This is a genomic window from Streptomyces sp. NPDC007905 (assembly GCF_042959345.1).
Classification (GTDB): Bacteria; Actinomycetota; Actinomycetes; order Streptomycetales; family Streptomycetaceae; genus Streptomyces.
In genome coordinates this window covers 25,934-42,840 of the sequence record NZ_JBIBKS010000028.1, presented here as the reverse complement: position 1 = coordinate 42,840, position 16,907 = coordinate 25,934, and the positions used below count along the sequence as shown (strand labels likewise).

At 71.6% G+C, this 16,907-nt stretch carries 18 protein-coding genes; 11 read left to right on the top strand and 7 right to left on the bottom strand.

Annotation, left to right across the window (positions count from 1 at the left end; genetic code table 11):
• Window positions 1-157: 157 nt before the first annotated feature.
• The 4 genes from ACFZDC_RS35565 to ACFZDC_RS35550 all read left to right on the top strand — a co-directional run bounded on the left by ACFZDC_RS35565 (window position 158) and on the right by ACFZDC_RS35550 (window position 4,226).
• On the top strand, window positions 158-1,741 hold the full coding sequence (locus tag ACFZDC_RS35565) for a protein kinase (protein ID WP_391330372.1): 1,584 nt from the start codon (window positions 158-160) through the stop codon (window positions 1,739-1,741).
• Between the two features lie 50 nt (window positions 1,742-1,791).
• Window positions 1,792-2,763, top strand: a complete 972-nt coding sequence (locus ACFZDC_RS35560) for a TIGR03557 family F420-dependent LLM class oxidoreductase (protein ID WP_391330370.1) — start codon at window positions 1,792-1,794, stop codon at window positions 2,761-2,763.
• Window positions 2,764-2,960: 197 nt separating this feature from the next.
• Window positions 2,961-3,386, top strand: coding sequence for an SsgA family sporulation/cell division regulator (locus ACFZDC_RS35555; RefSeq protein WP_391330368.1), 426 nt, complete (start codon window positions 2,961-2,963; stop codon window positions 3,384-3,386).
• Between the two features lie 78 nt (window positions 3,387-3,464).
• The gene (locus tag ACFZDC_RS35550) at window positions 3,465-4,226 is read left to right on the top strand and encodes a DUF2238 domain-containing protein (protein WP_391330367.1); all 762 of its coding nucleotides are present in this window, start codon (window positions 3,465-3,467) and stop codon (window positions 4,224-4,226) included.
• Here ACFZDC_RS35550 and ACFZDC_RS35545 read toward each other — a convergent pair.
• On the bottom strand, window positions 4,115-4,615 hold the full coding sequence (locus tag ACFZDC_RS35545; protein WP_391330366.1) for a DUF6328 family protein: 501 nt from the start codon (window positions 4,613-4,615) through the stop codon (window positions 4,115-4,117). The genes ACFZDC_RS35550 and ACFZDC_RS35545 overlap by 112 nt on opposite strands.
• A 52-nt stretch (window positions 4,616-4,667) precedes the next feature.
• Window positions 4,668-5,651, bottom strand: a complete 984-nt coding sequence (locus ACFZDC_RS35540; protein ID WP_391330364.1) for an aldo/keto reductase — start codon at window positions 5,649-5,651, stop codon at window positions 4,668-4,670.
• Window positions 5,652-5,783: 132 nt separating this feature from the next.
• On the opposite strand from ACFZDC_RS35540, the gene ACFZDC_RS35535 reads away from it, so the two are divergent.
• The gene (locus tag ACFZDC_RS35535) at window positions 5,784-5,975 is read left to right on the top strand and encodes a hypothetical protein (RefSeq protein WP_391330362.1); all 192 of its coding nucleotides are present in this window, start codon (window positions 5,784-5,786) and stop codon (window positions 5,973-5,975) included.
• Here ACFZDC_RS35535 and ACFZDC_RS35530 read toward each other — a convergent pair.
• Window positions 5,933-6,529 (bottom strand): TetR family transcriptional regulator, encoded by a 597-nt coding sequence (locus ACFZDC_RS35530; RefSeq protein ID WP_391330360.1) that lies wholly within the window; start codon window positions 6,527-6,529, stop codon window positions 5,933-5,935. The genes ACFZDC_RS35535 and ACFZDC_RS35530 overlap by 43 nt on opposite strands.
• Window positions 6,526-8,019: an MFS transporter gene (locus tag ACFZDC_RS35525; RefSeq protein WP_391330358.1), complete on the bottom strand. Its 1,494-nt coding sequence runs from the start codon at window positions 8,017-8,019 to the stop codon at window positions 6,526-6,528. Before ACFZDC_RS35525 ends, ACFZDC_RS35530 begins: the two co-directional genes overlap by 4 nt.
• Window positions 8,020-8,801: 782 nt before the next feature.
• On the opposite strand from ACFZDC_RS35525, the gene ACFZDC_RS35520 reads away from it, so the two are divergent.
• Both ACFZDC_RS35520 and ACFZDC_RS35515 read left to right on the top strand, forming a co-directional pair.
• Window positions 8,802-9,176, top strand: a complete 375-nt coding sequence (locus ACFZDC_RS35520; RefSeq protein ID WP_391330356.1) for a tyrosinase family oxidase copper chaperone — start codon at window positions 8,802-8,804, stop codon at window positions 9,174-9,176.
• Window positions 9,177-9,210: 34 nt separating this feature from the next.
• A complete protein-coding gene (locus tag ACFZDC_RS35515; protein ID WP_391330354.1) occupies window positions 9,211-10,032 on the top strand; it encodes a tyrosinase family protein in 822 nt (273 codons plus the stop codon).
• Here the strand turns inward: ACFZDC_RS35515 and ACFZDC_RS35510 are convergent, their stop codons facing one another.
• Window positions 10,033-10,725, bottom strand: coding sequence for an RNase H family protein (locus ACFZDC_RS35510; protein ID WP_391330352.1), 693 nt, complete (start codon window positions 10,723-10,725; stop codon window positions 10,033-10,035). It lies immediately after the preceding gene.
• A 49-nt stretch (window positions 10,726-10,774) separates the two neighbouring features.
• Entirely contained in the window at window positions 10,775-11,569 is a 795-nt protein-coding gene (locus tag ACFZDC_RS35505; protein WP_391330351.1) for a VOC family protein, read from the bottom strand.
• 316 nt (window positions 11,570-11,885) lie between these two features.
• Between ACFZDC_RS35505 and ACFZDC_RS35500 the strand changes: the two genes are divergently transcribed.
• Genes ACFZDC_RS35500 through ACFZDC_RS35485 form a run of 4 tightly spaced genes read left to right on the top strand, consistent with a single transcriptional unit; the run spans window position 11,886 to window position 16,295 of the window.
• A complete protein-coding gene (locus ACFZDC_RS35500; protein WP_391330349.1) occupies window positions 11,886-13,328 on the top strand; it encodes a family 2B encapsulin nanocompartment shell protein in 1,443 nt (480 codons plus the stop codon).
• 16 nt (window positions 13,329-13,344) lie between these two features.
• Window positions 13,345-14,397, top strand: coding sequence for a family 2 encapsulin nanocompartment cargo protein terpene cyclase (locus ACFZDC_RS35495; RefSeq protein ID WP_391330348.1), 1,053 nt, complete (start codon window positions 13,345-13,347; stop codon window positions 14,395-14,397).
• 56 nt (window positions 14,398-14,453) lie between these two features.
• Window positions 14,454-15,332, top strand: coding sequence for a geranyl diphosphate 2-C-methyltransferase (locus ACFZDC_RS35490; protein WP_391330346.1), 879 nt, complete (start codon window positions 14,454-14,456; stop codon window positions 15,330-15,332).
• A 54-nt stretch (window positions 15,333-15,386) separates the two neighbouring features.
• Entirely contained in the window at window positions 15,387-16,295 is a 909-nt protein-coding gene (locus tag ACFZDC_RS35485) for a phosphotransferase (RefSeq protein WP_391330344.1), read from the top strand.
• 14 nt (window positions 16,296-16,309) lie between these two features.
• Here the strand turns inward: ACFZDC_RS35485 and ACFZDC_RS35480 are convergent, their stop codons facing one another.
• Complete coding sequence (locus ACFZDC_RS35480) at window positions 16,310-16,792, bottom strand: VOC family protein (RefSeq protein WP_391330343.1); 483 nt, start codon at window positions 16,790-16,792, stop codon at window positions 16,310-16,312.
• Window positions 16,793-16,907: the final 115 nt, after the last annotated feature.

The following is a 16,907-nucleotide window of genomic DNA, read 5'->3' as shown; positions in this document are numbered from 1 at the left end:
GTCGATGCCCGGCCGTGAGCCGTTTTCCCTAACTCGCAAGCCCTTTCGAAGTAGTGAATAAAAGGCAGGAAGGGGTTCGGAGTTGAGGATTCGTTGAACGCACCCCCGCACCCCCCGCGTACCTCTGGGAAAGGACGAGTCAGGGGTTCAGCGAGGGATGACCATGGTCAAGGCGCACGTCTCCGCACACGAGTTGATCGCCGGCCGCTACCGGCTCCTCGAGGTCTTCGCGCGCGAGACGAATCGCCTGTGGTGGTCCGCCGAGGACGTGACGGTGAACCAGCCCCGCCTGGTGTCACAGATCGTCCTCCCCGAGACCTGCGACGCGGACACCCTGCGTCGCGCCACGGCCCGTGTCGTCCGCACCTCCGAGATCATGCGGCTCCTGTGCCCCGGCAGGGTCGCCACCGTCGTCGACGCCGTCGTGGAGGCGGGCGCCCTGTGGACGGTCACGGAGTGGATCGACGGCACCCCGCTCGGAGAACTCCTCGACCGTGAAGGCCCGTGCAACCCGGTGCGGGCGGCGCGGATCGGCCTCGAACTCCTCGATGTGCTGCAGGCCGCGCACGACGAGGGCATCACCCACGGCGAGCTGAGCCCCGGCCAGGTCTTCGTCCGGGACGCGGGCCCGGTCGTCGTCGCCGGGTTCGGGCTGGCGGGCGCGACCCTGGCCCCGAGGCTCACGGCACCGTCGTACGCCTCACCGGAACAGGCCCGCGACGAGCGCATCGGGCCGGCCGCCGACCTGTGGGCGCTGGGCGCGATCCTCTACACGTCGGTCGAGGGCCGGCCTCCGTTCCGCGACCGCGGCCGACCCGAGGCCACCCTGCAGGCCGTGGACCGGCTGCCCCTGCGCACCCCACTGCGCACCGGCCCGCTCACCCAGGCTGTCCAGGGGCTGCTGCGCAAGAGCTCCGGGGAGCGGCTGACGCGACCGGTGGTGCGCGAGGCCTTGACCCGGGCCCTGGACGCGGACGCCGACCGGTACCCCGCCCCGGCCCCCCGGCTGCGCAGCGCGTACGCGGCCGTGCGGCACGCCGGCCCGGGCCGCGGCCGCCACATGATGGCGGCCGGAACCGCGCTGGCCGTCATCACCGTCGTGGCCGCCGTGCTGGTCGCGACCCACCATCGCTCCGGTGCCTCCACGGCCGACGGACCTGCCCGGTCCGGCGCCTCGGCCGCCCCGCCGGCCAAGCGCACCGAGAACGTCAGCCCCCGCCCGAGCCGCAGCGCCGGCCCGAGTGCCGGCCCCAGGCCCACAGACTCCCCCGCCCTCCCGGCCGGCTACCACCGCTACACCGCTCCCGAGGGCTTCTCGGTGGCCCTGCCGGACGGCTGGAAACGGCTGACCACCTCACGCGTGCCCGATCGCGCCTACCGCGTCACCTTCGGCACGGGCGGCGACTCCCCGACCCTCGCCGTCACCCACAGCGAGCGCGTGGGCCCGGACCCGGTCGCCGTATGGCGTGACGACGTCGAACCGGATCTGGAGCGGCTCCCGGGATACCACCAGGTCCGCAGCGTCCAGGCCACCACCTACCAGGGGCACAAGGCCGCCGACCTGGAGTGGCTGTCCGGATCCGGGGAGGCACAGGTGCACACCTTCGGACGCGGTTTCCTGCTCGGCGGCGGGGACGGCTTCTCCCTGCGCTTCACCACCCCGGCAGGGACTTGGGACGACCCCGCCAACCGCCTGGCCCTGCGGACCTTCCTGCAGACCTTTCAGGAGCCAAAGGACTGACCTCGCGCCCCCGGCCGTTTTCGGACCGGCAGCCCGGGGACTCGCCCCCCATGGTGCAAATCGGATACACGATGATGACCGAGCAGGCCGGCCCCCGTGACCTGGTGGACCACGTGGTGCGCGCCGAGGAGGCCGGCTTCGACTTCTCGGTGACCTCCGACCACTACTTTCCGTGGCTTCGTTCGCAGGGCCACGCCCCCTACGCGTGGAGCGTGCTCGGCGCCGCCGCGCAGGCCACCTCGCGCATTCCGCTGATGACATACGTGACCTGCCCCCTGATCCGCTACCACCCGGCGGTGGTGGCGCAGAAGGCGGCGACCATGCAGTTGCTGTGCGACGGCAGGTTCCGGCTCGGGCTGGGCGCCGGCGAGAACCTTAACGAGCACGTGGTGGGCGGCGGCTGGCCCCCGGTCGACGTACGCCACGAGATGCTCGAGGAGGCGGTGGAGATCATCCGCGCCCTGTTCGAGGGCGGGCACGTCACCCACCACGGCACGCACTACGACGTGGAGTCGGCCCGGCTTTGGGACCTGCCAAGCCAGCCGCCGCCGATCGGCATCGCGGTCTCCGGCGAGCGGTCCTGCAAGCTGGCGGGGCGTCTCGCCGACCTGGTCATCGCCACCGAGCCGAAGAAGGGGCTGCTGGAGGCCTTCGACCGGCACGGTGGCACCGGCAAGGGCCGGGTGGGCCAGCTGCCGGTGTGTTACGACCCCGACCGGGACACCGCGATCAAGCGGGCGCACGCCCAGTTCCGCTGGTTCGGGCTCGGCTGGAAGGTCAACGCCGAACTGCCGCATCCGGACTCCTTCGAGTCCGCGACACAGTTCGTGACCTCCGACGACGTCGCCTCCTCCATCCCGTGCGGTGACGACCCGGACGCCTTTGTGGAGGCCGTACGCCCCTACGCCGAGGCCGGGTTCGAGGAGATCGCCCTCGTCCAGATCGGCGGCGACTCGCAGCCGGAGTACCTGGACTGGTCGGCGAAGACGCTGCTGCCCGCGCTGCGGGAGGCGCTCGGCTGACGACGGGACGGCCGGGTCCGGCAGTCAGGACTCCGACGAGGACGACACGGCCCAGCGCCTGCAGGAGCTGCAGCAGGCCATCGGCACAGGCCGGGCCGCACTGAGGGGTGCCGCACAAATCAGCCACCTGGATGAGCATCTTGTGCCCGACGGGGGTACTAGAGGGCTCTACGCCGATCGTTCCCGGAGGCCCTCGCGTGAACCCCCTCGTGCACAAGACCCTGGTGGTGCAGCTCCAGGCGGAGGGCACCGGCCGGTGTCCCGTGCTCGCCCACCTGAGCTACGACGTCGACGACCCGTTCGCCGTCACCGCCGTGTTCGGTCACGACGGCCGTGTGCTGGCCCGGTGGCGGCTGGACCGGGAGATGCTCGCCGACGGCCTGACCAGGCCGGTCGGGGTCGGTGACGTGCGGATACGTCCGGTCTCCGCCGGGTTGTGGCAGGAGCTGCGCCTGGAGTTCCTCGGAGACGTCCGGCCGGACGGCGGCCGGCACCACGCGGTGGTGTTCGCCTGGGCACCCGCGGTCGCCGCGTTCCTGCGCGAGACCCATGGGGTGGTGGCCCCCGGGCAGGAGGAGGTCCCGGTCGACGAGCTGCTCGCGGAGATCCTCAGCGCGGGCTGAGTAGCGGTACTCATGCCCGCGCCCGGCGGTCGGCGCCACGATGGGCTTCCTTCGACGCCCAGGGCAAGGAGCCCCGCCATGACCGCAGTGCATCCCGCCGCACGTTCCACGCCGCGCCGCGTCCCGCCCGCCCTGTGCGCGGGCGTGGTGGCCGTGGGCCTCGCCGTGTCGGCGTGGGACGTGCACGACCGCACGACCTGGTTGCTGGAGACGTTCTGGGCGCTGGCCGGACTGCCCCTGGTGATGCTGGTCTGGCGGCGCTTCCCGCTGACCGGGCTGCTGTGCGGGCTGCTGGCCGCGCACGCGCTGGTCCTCGCGGTCGGCGGCCACTACACGTACGCGCAGGTGCCGGTGGGCGACTGGGTACGGGACGCCTTCGGCCTGTCCCGCAATCCGTACGACCGGTTCGGGCACCTCATGCAGGGCTTCGTACCGGCCGTCCTGGTACGGGAACTGCTCAGCCGTATCTCTCCGCTGCGCGGCAGCCGCTGGCTGGCACCGCTCACCGTGTGCGCCTGCCTCGCCTTCAGCGCCTGCTTCGAACTGCTGGAGTGGGCGGCCGCCGTGATCGGGGGGCACGGGGCGGACGCCTTCCTGGCCACCCAGGGCGATGTGTGGGACACACAGTGGGACATGTTCTGTGCCCTGATCGGCGCCGTGCTGTCACTGCTGCTGCTCGGCAGGGTGCACGACCGCCAGCTGGCGGCCCTCGGGGTGCGTACGGCCGGTCAGGGCCTGTCGGCCGACCCGCTGGTGTGCCTGCGGCGCGCCCACAGCGGCAGCCCGTACCAGCACAGCAGGTACCAGGCGACGACCGCCGCGACCAGCCAGGGCACGTAGCTGTCGGCCGTGGCCACCCGGAGGATCAGCAGCAGGGACGAGGTCATGGTGGCGAGCAGCAGAACCAGGCCGACGAAGGTCATCCGGGAGGCCAGCCGCACCGCCTGCGGCTTGACGCGGCGGCCCGCGACCAGGCGGTGCAGGGAGACCGGCCCGATGAGGGCACCGGTCGCGCAGGCGCCGAGCACGACGGTCACGATGTAGATGACCTGGTTGGTGTGGGTCAGCGTGGCGTACTTCGGCTGGAAGACGACGGTCAGCAGAAAACCGAAGAGGATCTGCACCCCCGTCTGGGCCACCCGGACCTCTTGGATGAGCTCGCCCCACATTCGGTCGGCCCGCTCCTCCTCGGTCTCGTTGCGGCCCCTGCGCCGTACCTCCTGCGTCATGCGGTGCGTGTAACCGCGTGGACGATCGTTCAAACGGATGGCTGGCCGGGTGTTACCAGCGGTGCTCGACCTGGTCCTTGATCCGGCGGTCGTACAGATCGCGGATCGCGGTGAACGTCTCCTCGGGCAGCGGCGGCAGCTTGGCGGCGGCCGCGTTGGCGCGGGCCTGTTCCGGGTTGCGGGCGCCGGGGATGACCGTGGTCACGCCGGGCTGCTCGATGATCCAGCGCAGGGCCAGCTGGGCCGGGGTGCAGCCCTCGGGGGCCAGCGCGGCGAACTCGGCGGCGGCCTCGACGCCGGTCGCGTAGTCGACACCGGAGAAGGTCTCGCCCTGGTCGAAGGCCTCGCCGTGCCGGTTGTAGGTGCGGTGGTCGTCGGCGGCGAAGACGGTGTCCCTGGTGTACTTGCCCGACAGCAGGCCGGAGGCGAGCGGTACGCGCGCGATGATGCCGACGCCCGCCCGCCGGGCCGCCGGGAGCACCTCGTACAGGGGCTTCATGCGGAACGGGTTGAGGATGATCTGCACGGTAGCCACGTTCGGCCGGGCGATCGCGGTCAGCGCCTCGGCGCAGGTCTCCACGCTCACGCCGTACGCGGCGACGCGCTCCTCCTCGACCAGGGTGTCGAGGGCGTCGAACACCTCGTCCGAGGAGTAGACCGGCGTCGGCGGACAGTGCAGCTGCACCAGGTCGAGGCGGTCGACGCCGAGGTTGCGGCGGGACCGGTCGTTCCAGGCGCGGAAGTTGTCCAGGACGTAGTTCCCGGGGATCTGCTCGACCCGGCGGCCCATCTTGGTGGCCACCAGAACGTGCAGGTCGGGCCGACTGCTCAGGAAGGTGGCGATGGTCGACTCGCTGCGCCCGTCGCCGTACACGTCAGCCGTGTCGAAGAAGGTGACTCCCGACTCGGCCGCCGCCTCCAGGACGGACAGCGCCTCCTTGTCGTCCACGTCGCCCCAGTCGGCGCCCAGCTGCCACGTGCCGAGGCCGACGACCGATGCCCACTGCCCCGACCTGCCGAATACGCGTTCGTCCATGGCGTCAGTCTGTCACCCGGCCCCGCATTCCGCGGAACGGGCCGCTCCGGCGGCCGACCTGCGCGCTTATCACCCACACGGGTGAATGAGTCGATGGCCGCTGGTCGTCGAGCGGCCCCCCAGCGTGAACCCGTGATCGACCGTTCAGCGGGCAACTTCCCTCCGGCGGGCGACGGTTCGGTGCCGGTCAGCCGCGGCGGTTTCCTGCGCACCGCCGCCGCGCCGGCCGCCGTACCGGTGCCGGTGGCGGCCGACCCGGCCGTCGCCGCTGCCGGACTCGGTCAGGAGCCGGGCGTCAACTGCGCCTGTACGAAGGGGCCGTAGCGGTCCACGATGGCGTCGATGTCGGTCGCGCGCAGGTGCGGGCCACGCGCGATGCCGTACATCACGCCGAGGCCGAGGAGTCCCGCGACGGCGAGTTCGGCGCGCAGGCCCGCGTCGGGACCGGGGAGCCGGCCGGCGAGACGTTCGGTCACCTGGACGCGGAAGTTGGCGCGCAGGACGTCTCCGTGATCGTCGTGCAGGGGTGCGAAGGCGATGCGCAGCAGCGGGTCGGCACCGCGCTCGCGCTGGCTGGCCAGCACATGGCGGACCATGTGGCGGCCCAGCTCCTCCAGGGGCGCGTCGAGCAGGTCGTCCGCGTCGGTCTCGAAGGACATGACGCGGGCGAAGAGGGTGTCCTTGTTGCCGAAGTACTTCAGGATCAACGGTGGGCTCACACCGGCCCGTTCGGCGACCGCCCTGAGGGTGATGTCGGCGTGCGCGTGCCGGGCCAGCAGGTATCGGGCCGCCTTCAGGATGGCCGCCTTCGTGGCCTCGGCGTCACGGCGGACGGGGGCGGCCGGTGCGGGGCCGGGTCGAGTGCTCACGACCCTCATGCTCCCTCCATCGCCCCGTCGCGCGCACCCCGGTTCGTTCCGCGGGCATGCCGGGTGTCTGCGGAGGGTTCGTCGCCCGGGATGGACAGGGCCGCCGCGCACGCGGCCAGGGCGACCGCCCCCGCCATCGCGAACGCCAGCAGGTAGCCGTGCAGGGTGGGCACCGCGAGGCCGGCGACGGGGCTGCTGTGGTGCACGAGGACGGCGGCGACGGCGGCGCTGGACGTGGCCTGGCCGATGGTGCGCATCAGGACGTTGACACCGTTGGCGGAGGCGGTCTGGCCGGCCGGGACGGCGCGCAGGATCAGGGTAGGCAGCGCGGAGTAGGCGAGGGTGGTGCCGGTAGCCACCACGGTGGCGCCCAGGACGATCATCCACAGGTCGCGGCTGTCCGCGATACGCACCGCGTAGCCGCAGGCGATGACGGCGGCGCCGAGGGCGAGGGTGACGCGCGGCCCGCGCGCTGCCGAGATACGGGCGGACAGGGGCGAGAAGAGCAGCATGGTGACGCCGCCGGGCAGCAGACACAGTCCGGTGGCGACGATCGACAGCCCGAGGCCGTAGCCGGTGGCCTTCGGCGCCTGCACCAGCTGGGCGGTCACGAGCGAGTTGGCGTAGAAGGCGAACCCGGTCAGCAGGGCCGCCACATGGGACATTCCCACTCGTGGCCGCGTGACCAGGCGCAGGTCGACGAGCGGCCGCTCGCTGCGCAGCTGCTGCCACCACCACAGGGCCTGGACCACGACGGCCGCGAGAAAGAGCCCGAGGATCCGGGGGCTCGCCCAGCCCCACGTGCCGCCCTGCGAGACGCCCAGCAGCAGGCACGTCAGCCCGGCGGCGAGACCGAGGGCGCCGAGGACGTCGAAGCGGCCCGGCTCCCGCACGGGCGACTCCCTGACCGCCCACCAGGTGGCCGCCACGCCGAGTGCGCCCAGGGCGCTGGTCAGCCAGAACATGGTGTGCCAGTCGGCGTACTGGACGACCAGCGCGGCGAGCGGCAGGCCGAGAGCGGCGCCGATGCCGACCGTGGAACTCATCAGCGCCACCGCCGAGCCCCGCCGCTTGGGTGGGAGTTCGTCGCGCAGGATGCTGATCGACAGCGGGACGACGGAGGCGGCGGCGCCCTGCAGCGCACGGGCCGCGATGAGCACGCCGATGTCGGAGGAGAGCGCGCACATCACCGAGCCGGCGGTCATCAGCGCGAGGGCCGCCGTCAGGACCCGGCGCTTGCCGTACATGTCGCCGGCGCGGCCGAGCACCGGGGTGAGCACCGCTCCGGAGAGCAGGGTCGCCGTGACCATCCAGGAGACCGTGGCCGCCGACGCGCCGGTGAGCCGGGGCAGGTCCGGCAGGAGCGGTACGACCACGGTCTGCATGACCGCCATGAGGATGCCGCCCGACGCCAGCACCGGGATGGTGAGGCGGTCCCGGAGCGGGGGCGCGGGGGCTGCGGTGCCGGGCGGCTGGGGCATCGGGTCCGGCTGGTCCATCGGCGCTCCTGCGGGCAGCGTCAATAAGGGTGAATAACAATTCACCTTATCGGGTGAATGGCCATTCACCAAGGTTGCCCGGAAGCCGGGCCGGCCCGTCGGGCGAGGTGCTCCTCCAGGGCGGCTGGGGTTGGGGCCCTGGGCCCGGTTGCCCGTCGACCGGGATCGCAGGGCGCGGGCCACCGCGGGGCCGAGCCTGGCGCTTGAGCCGGCGCAGGACCTCCAGTTGGCCGGCCGCCTTGTCGATCCCGTAGCAGAGCCGGAGGGCGGGACGTGCGGCAGCAGCAGCGGGTGCCGTCGGCCGAGCAGGGCGAACATGCGGTGCGGCGCCAGGGCGGTGCGGCGGGGCAGCTTCTCGTACCACTGGGCGCTGCAGCGTGCCGCGCTCTGCGCGGAGAGCACGCCCGCGGGCTCACCCCCGGCACAGACGCCCTTCACGCACACCCCCCTGACGACTTACCCGACGTGACCGTTTGGCACCGGGGGCGCAGCAGGGGTGCGGCCGGGCTTCCGGATCGCGCCAGTCTGCCGCGGTGACCGGCGCCACTCGGGTGGGCCGCGCACGAGAAAGATCACCGCAACTGCGGGCGCACCGGCAAGGAATTCCCCGTTCCGCGGTGCACCGGCCCCCGCCACAGCAAGATCATCTTTGTTCAATCCTGCACGTCATGTGGGTAATTGTCCGGATCACAGCCAAGCGGCTCCGGGCGATTTCCTCGCCTCCGCAAGGGCCCAGTAGGCATGCGAAGTCACCACTCGAACACCTTCGCAGGAGGACCCGCATGCCCGGACTCACGCGGCGCCGCGCGCTCACCGCGGCGGTCGCCCTCGCCGCCACGGCAGGTGCCGCCACCCTCGTCGCGCCCGGCGCGCCGGCCGCCGAACACCAGCACGGCTCGCCGGACCCCTTCGACGAGGTCTACAAGGGCCGCCGGATACAGGGCCGGCCGTCCAGCGGGGGCGGTCACCACCACGAACACGGCGGCGGTTACGCCGTGTTCGTCGACGGGGTGGAGCTGCACGTGATGCGGAACGCCGACGGCACCTGGATCAGCGTCGTCAGCCACTACGACCCGGTGCCCACGCCGCGCGCCGCCGCCCGTACCGCGGTGGACGAGCTGCAGGGCGCCCCGCTGCTGCCGTTCCCCGCCAACTGACCGCCTCCGCAAGGACTTCCGGAGCACCACGCACATGACCGTACGCAAGAACCAGGCCACCCTGACCCCCGACGAGAAGCGCCGGTTCGTGGACGCCGTCCTCGAACTCAAGCGCAGCGGACGCTACGACGAATTCGTCCGCACCCACAACGGCTTCATCATGTCCGACACCGACACCGGCGAACGCACCGGCCACCGCTCCCCGTCTTTCCTGCCCTGGCACCGCAGATTCCTGCTCGACTTCGAGCGGGCGCTGCAGTCGGTCGACTCCTCGGTCGCGCTGCCGTACTGGGACTGGAGCACCGACCGCACGGTGCGTGCCTCGCTGTGGGCGCCGGACTTCCTCGGCGGCACCGGGCGCAGCTCCGACGGCCGGGTGATGGACGGCCCGTTCGCGGCGTCCACCGGCAACTGGCCGTTGAGCGTGCGCGTGGACGGCCGTACGTTCCTGCGCCGTTCGCTCGGCGTGGGCGTGCGCGAGCTGCCGACGAGCGCGGAGGTGGAGTCGGTGCTGACGATGTCCACGTACGACATGGCGCCGTACAACAGCGCCTCCGACGGGTTCCGCAACCACCTCGAGGGCTGGCGCGGGGTCAATCTGCACAACCGGGTCCACGTGTGGGTCGGCGGGCAGATGGCCACCGGGGTCTCCCCCAACGACCCGGTGTTCTGGCTGCACCACGCCTTCATCGACAAGCTCTGGGCCGAGTGGCAGCGCCGGCACCCGAACGCCGGCTATGTACCGGCCGGCGCAACGCCGGACGTCGTGGACCTGAACGAGACGATGAAGCCGTGGAACGACGTGCGTCCGGCGGACCTGCTCGACCACACCGCGTTCTATACCTTCGACAGCTGATCAGGCCTCGGCGGTACGGCACTCCGGGTGGCCCCAGCCCTGCGCGTTCTTGGCGATGGCCTCGCCGGCCGCGTACGCGCGGCCGCACGGGCAGCGGCCGGGGAACTTCGCCTTGATGGTGCGGGCGGACGCTCCGCCGCCCGTGCGGCGGGGCGCCTTCTTGCGCGGGGCGGCCGCCTTCGGGGTGTCGGGCGACGGCGGCGGCTCCGGGGAGCCGAGGGCGCTGCCGGCCGCCTCCTGGACCGCGGCGGCCTGGCTGGCGGCGCGGTCGGCGAAGTCGTTGAGCGGGTCGCCGTCGGCCTGGTGGGCGGGGACGTAGCGGAACTCGACGGAGCGACCGTCGAGCAGTGCGTCGATGCGGACCACCAGGTCCTGGTTGGCGACCGGTTTGCCGGCGGCCGTCTTCCAGCCGTTGCGCTTCCAGCCGGGCAGCCAGGTCGTGACGGCCTTCATCGCGTACTGGGAGTCCATGCGGATCTCCAGCGGCACGTCCGGGTCGACGGCAGCCAGCAGCCGCTCCAGGGCGGTGAGTTCGGCGACGTTGTTGGTGGCCCGGCCGAGCGGGCCCGACTCCCAGCGGGCGGCGGTCCGCTCGTCGTCCGAGACCACCCATGCCCATCCGGCCGGTCCGGGGTTTCCCTTCGAAGCCCCGTCGCACGCGGCCACCACACGTTCACGCATGCCGTCGATCATGCCATGGCCCCACCGGTTGCCGGGCGGCGTCCCCGTCGCGGCCGATCGGTCAGACGTCCTTGATCTTCGGCATCTCGCCTTCGGTGGTCGTGATGTCGATCACCGAGAAGTTCGCACCCTGCGGGTCGCTGAGTGCCGCGAACCGGCCGAAGGGGCTGCTCATGGGCCCGAAGCGCAGGATGCCGCCGAGCCCGGTGGCCCGGGCCACGGCCTCGTCGCAGTTGTCGACGGTCCAGTACACGTTGACGTACGACGGCACCTCGGGCGGGAAGTCGTCGGTCATCCGCATCCGGCCGAGGACGGTGTCCTCCCCGATGTCGAACATGCGGAAGTCGACCGCGTCGTCCTCGATCTGCTTCGCCCGGTAGGGAAAGACGGCGGTCAGGAAGGTGTCCGTCTTCTCGGGCTCGCGGGTGAAGACCTCGGCCCAGCAGTAGGCGCCCGGCACCGCCGTCGCCTCGAAGCCCTCGTGGACGCCGCCCTGCCACACGCCGAACACGGCTCCGCTGGGCTCCCGGGCCAGGCACATGGTGCCGAACTCGCCGACCTGCATCGGCTCCATCAGCACGTCGCCGCCGTTCTCCCGGATCCTCGCCGCGGTCGCGGCCGCGTCCGGCGAGGCCAAGTACAGGCACCACTGCGACTGCCCCTCCTGCCCCGGCATGGGAGGAACGACGGCGGCCACCGCCTTGCCGTTCGCGTAGGCCTGGGTGTAGTTGCCGTACTCCGACGACGACTCACCGAAGGTCCAGCCGAGGACGTCGCCGTAGAAGGTCTTGGCACCCTCGAGATCGCTGAACATCGCATCGGCCCAACAGGGCGTTCCTTCGGGTTGCACGGCCATGGTCGGGACCCTCTCGGTCGGATGGTTCGTGCCGGTACATCACGTTAGCCACCCCGCGGTCGGGCCGCGCGCCGAACCGTCCGGGACGAAAACCCCGAGCCGCCGGGGGCGCGGAGGCGACCCCTCAGCGCGCGATCACCGCAACCGACACAGAACGCTCTCAACGGCAGGTTTGCACCACGTGTTGATCAAAACCGCCCCTTTCACGCCGTACCCGTACATCACGCGTGCTGTTTGGCTGGTCCCAGCGCAGCGGCGCCCCGCGCTCCACCGACCGATCCGCATCACCCCTGTTCGCCTCTCCGCAGGAGGGAAAGTGTCCACACCGGACATCGCCACCGGTTCCGCAGTCGACGAACCCGACCCCGTGCCCCCGGCCGACGGGCAGCTCACCAGCCTGAGCACCCGGGCGGCCCGCCGGCTCACCACCACCACCAAGTCCGCACCGCAGATGCAGGCCATCACCTCGCGATGGCTGCTGAAGACCCTGCCGTGGGTGGACGTCAGGGGCGGCGCCTACCGGGTCAACCGGCGTCTGCAACTGCGCACCGGTCGCGGGCGCGTGCACTTCGAGCAGAACGGCGCCGACGACATCCGGGTCGTCCCCCAGACGCTGACCGAGCTGCCGATCCTGCGCGGCTACCCCGACACGGACGTGCTGCGGGAGATCGCCACCCGCTTCCAGCCCCGGGAGGTGCGTGCCGGACAGGTGCTGTTCGAGGCGGGGCAGCCGGTCACCGAGGCCTATCTCGTCGTCCACGGCCGGTTCACCCGCTACACCAACGGAAAGTACGGCGACGAGGAGATCATCGGCGTCGTCACCGACGGCGACCAGATGGGCGACGAGGCGGTCGGCCAGTCCGATCCGCTGTGGCTGACCTCGGTGCGGGCCGAGACCGCCGGTGTGGTGCTGGCGCTGCCCTGGGCGGTCGTGGAGGAGCTCACCGAGCGCGCGCCGTCCCTCGCCGCCCACCTGCAGGCCTATGTCGAGCGGCAGCGCAGGCCGATGAACCGCAAGGGCGAGGCGGAGGTGCCGGTACAGGCCGGCCATGTGGGCGAGCCGACGCTCCCGGGTGGCTTCGTCGACTACGAGCTGACCCCGCGCGAGTACGAGTTGTCCCTCACCCAGACCGTGCTGCGGGTGCACACCCGGGTCGCCGACCTGTACAACGACCCGATGGACCAGACCGCCCAGCAGCTGAGGCTGACCGTCGAGGAGATCCGCGAGCGGCAGGAGTGGGAACTGGTCAACAACCGCGAGTTCGGGCTGCTGCACAACATCGATTACGGCCAGCGCATCAGCACCTACACCGGGCCGCCGACGCCGGACGACCTCGACGAGCTGCTGTCGATGCGCCGCAAGACCAAGGTGTTCCTCGCCCATCCGAAGGCGATCGCGGCCTTCTTCCGGCAGTGCAACAAGCACGGCCTGGTGCCCGGCACCGCGAGCGTCGACGGCCACGAGGTGCCCGCCTGGCGGGGGGTGCCGATCTTCCCCTGCGGCAAGATCCCGATCAGCGAGGACCACACCAGCAGCATCATCGCGCTGCGCACCGGCGAGGCCGACCAGGGCGTCATCGGCCTCCACCAGACCGGCATCCCGGAGGAGTACCAGCCCGGCCTGAACGTCCGCTTCATGGGCATCGACGGCGCCGCGATCACCAACTACCTCGTCACGGCCTACTACTCGCTGGCCATCCTGGTCCCCGACGCGGCGGGGATCCTGGAGAACGTCCAGATCGGCCGGACGGCCGAGTGACGGCCCGGAGCACGCCATGAGCGCACCCACTCCCTCCTACACGCTGCCCGGGCCGCCCGACATCGCCCGGAGCATGCGCGGAAACCGGCGCACCGGGGCGATCCCCGGGCTGCGCTTCCGGCCGGCCGCTCCCGCCGACCCGGAGAAGGCCGCCGAGATCGATCGCCGGCTGGAGATCTGGGCCCGCGGCCTGAACCTGTTCCCCGAGGCCTGGAAGGGGGACTTCTCCGGCTTCCAGTTCGGCCGGGCCGTCGTTCTGCAGCATCCGGGCGCCCTCGACCTGGAGCGCCTGACGGTCGCCGGCCAGCTGCTGCTGGCCGAGAACGTGGTCGACTCCTGCTACTGCGAGGAGGACGAGGGCAGGGGCGGAGCGCGTCGCGGCCTCGGCGGCCGGCTGATCATGGCCCAGTCGGCGATCGACCCATATCACGGCATCCCGGAGCTGGAGGAGGAGTGGCGGCAGGGCATGCGGGCCGACGGTCCGCTGCGCTCGTACCACTTCGCCCTCACCGACTACGCCACCTTCGCCACGCCCAGCCAGACCGACCGGTTCGTGCACGACATCGCCCGGCTCCACCTGGGCTATCTGGCGGAGGCCGGCTGGGCCGAGACCCGCTACGTCCCACGGGTCTGGGAGTACCTGGTGATGCGGCAGTTCAACAACTTCCGCCCCTGTCTGTCGATCGTGGACGCGGTGGACGGCTACGAACTGCCCGAGCAGGTCTACGCCCGCCCCGCGATCCAGCGGATCACCGCCCTGGCGTGCAACGCCACCACCATCGTCAACGACCTGTACTCCTTCACCAAGGAGCTGGCGAGCGATCCCACCCACCTCAACCTGCCGCAGGTCGTCGCCGCCAACGAGCGGTGCGGGCTGAAGGCCGCGTACCTGAGGTCCGTCGAGATCCACAACAGGATCATGGAGGCCTTCGAGGAGGAGTCGGCCCTCCTCTCCACCGTCTCGCCGCTCGTGGAGCGCTACGCCGAGGGGCTCGCCGCCTGGGTGTCCGGCAACCACGAGTGGCACGCCACCAACACCCACCGCTACCACCTGCCCGACTACTGGTAACCGCCCCCGCTTCCACGGAAACGAAACACCGTCACATGCGCCACGAGGAGTCACCGTTGACGACCGTCCCCGTCGCCCGGACCGCACCCGCTCCGGTGCCGGCCCAGTCCACGTACCAGAGCCGCGTCGCGGACTACTGGAACGCCGAGGAGAACCCGGTCAATCTCGAACTCGGCAGGATCGACGACCTGTACCACCACCACTACGGCATCGGCGCCGCCGACCGCTCGGTGCTCGACGAGCCCGACCCCGACCGGCGCCGGGAGCGCATCACCACCGAGCTGCACCGTCTGGAGCACGCCCAGGCCGAACTGCTCGCCTCCCGCCTCGGGCCGCTCTCCCCCACCGACCGGGTCTTCGACGCCGGCTGCGGCCGCGGCGGCGGCAGCGTCACGGCGCACCTGCGGTACGGCTGTCACGCCGACGGCGTGACGATCTCCGCGAAGCAGGCGGACTTCGCCAACGAGCAGGCCCGGCAGCGGGGCATCGACGGCAAGGTGCGCTACCACCACCGCAACATGCTCGACACCGGCTTCACGTCGGGCGCGTACGCGGCCTCGTGGAACAACGAGTCGACGATGTACGTCGAGCTGGACCTGCTGTTCGCCGAACACGCCCGGCTGCTGCGCCGCGGCGGCCGGTACGTGGTCATCACCGGCTGCTACAACGACACCTACGGGCAGGCCTCCCGGGAGGTGTCGCTGATCAACGCGCACTACATCTGCGACATCCATCCGCGGTCGGCGTACTTCCGGGCGATGGCCCGCAACCGGCTGGTGCCGGTGCACGTCGAGGACCTGACGCAGGCCACCATCCCGTACTGGGAACTGCGCAGGGAGGCGGACCACCTGGTCACGGGGATCGAGGACACCTTCCTGTCCGCGTACCGCAACGGCAGTTTCCAGTACCTGCTCATCGTGGCCGACCGGGTCTGATCCCGGCGAAATTCCGTCGACAGCCGGGGCGTCGAGGCGCTGGGATGGGCTCCGATGAATGCCTTCGACAGCCAGAAGCCGCGGAAGATGCACGCGGACGAGGTCGACCTCGACGCCCCGCTGGTCCATCGCCTGGTCTCCCTCCGGTTTCCGCAGTGGGCCGCGCTGCCCGTACGGCGCCTGGCGTCCTGCGGGACCGAGAACGCCATGTTCCGGCTGGGCACCGACCTCGTGGTTCGGCTCCCCCGGCGTCCCGGCGCCGTGCAGGACGTGACGCGGGAGCAGCGCTGGCTGCCCAGGCTCGGGCCGCTGCTGCCGGTGGCGGTGCCCGAGCCACTGGGGGTGGGCGACCCGGATGAGGGCTTTCCGTGGCCCTGGTCCGTCTACCGCTGGCTGGAGGGCCGCAATCCGGCGGCGGGCGCCGTGGAGGAGCCCGAGCGGCTCGCCGAGGACCTCGGGGCGTTCGTCCGCGCCCTGCGCCGGGTCCCCGCGCAGGACGGTCCGCCCGGCTACCGGGGCGGCCCCCTGACGGGCCGGGACGAGCCCACCCGCGCGGCCGTCGCCGAGCTGGGCGGCAGGGTGGACACCGACGCGGTCACGGCGTTGTGGACCCGGGCTCTGGGCGCCCCGGAGCACGCCGGGCCGCCGGCCTGGGCCCACGGAGACCTGTCTCCCGGGAACGTACTGGTCGACGGCGGCCGGCTGAGTGCCGTGATCGACTTCGGCACCGCCGGAGTCGGCGATCCCGCCGTGGACCTGATCGTGGCCTGGAACCTGCTGCCCGCATCCGCCCGGGACACCTTCCGCAAAGCGGTCGGGGCGGACGACGCGGAGTGGGCACGCGGGCGGGGCTGGGCGCTGTCGATCTCGCTGATCCAGCTGCCGTACTACTGGCACAGCAACCCGGCCCTGGCGGAGAACTCCCGGCATGTGATCGCCGAGATCCTCGCCGAGGCCGGGTAGGTGCCGGAGTCCCGCTACTCCCCCGCGTACGCCTTCTCCAGCGCGGCGACCTCCAGCTTGCCCATGCGCATCATGGCGTGGGTGGCACGCGTCGCCTTCCTGGGGTCCGGGTCGGCGATGAAGTCGATCAGCCGGTCGTAGACGACCTGCCAGGAGACGCCGTACCTGTCCTTGAGCCAGCCGCAGGAGCCGCCCTCGCCGCCGTTCTCGGTGAGCCTGCTCCAGTAGTAGTCGATCTCCTCCTGTTCGGAGCAGAAGATCTGGAAGGAGATCGCCTCGTTGAACGTGAACTGGGGGCCGCCGTTGAGGGCGACGAACTTCTGGCCGTTGGCCGTGAACTCCACGGCCACCACGGAGCCGGCCGGCCCGGGACCGGCCTCGGTGTAGCGGCCGACGCGGCCGATGCTGGAGTTCTTGAAGATCGACACGTAGTAGTCGGCGGCCTCCTCGGCCTGCCCGTCGAACCACAGACACGTGGTGAATCCGTCGGTGGTCATGCGCACCTCCTGGGGCGTGGAACACGGTCATCCGTATCGACCGGTCCGCCCCGCGAAACTCATCGGCCGGCCCCCGATCGGCCTCCCGGGTGCGGGGCCCGCCGCGCACTAGCAT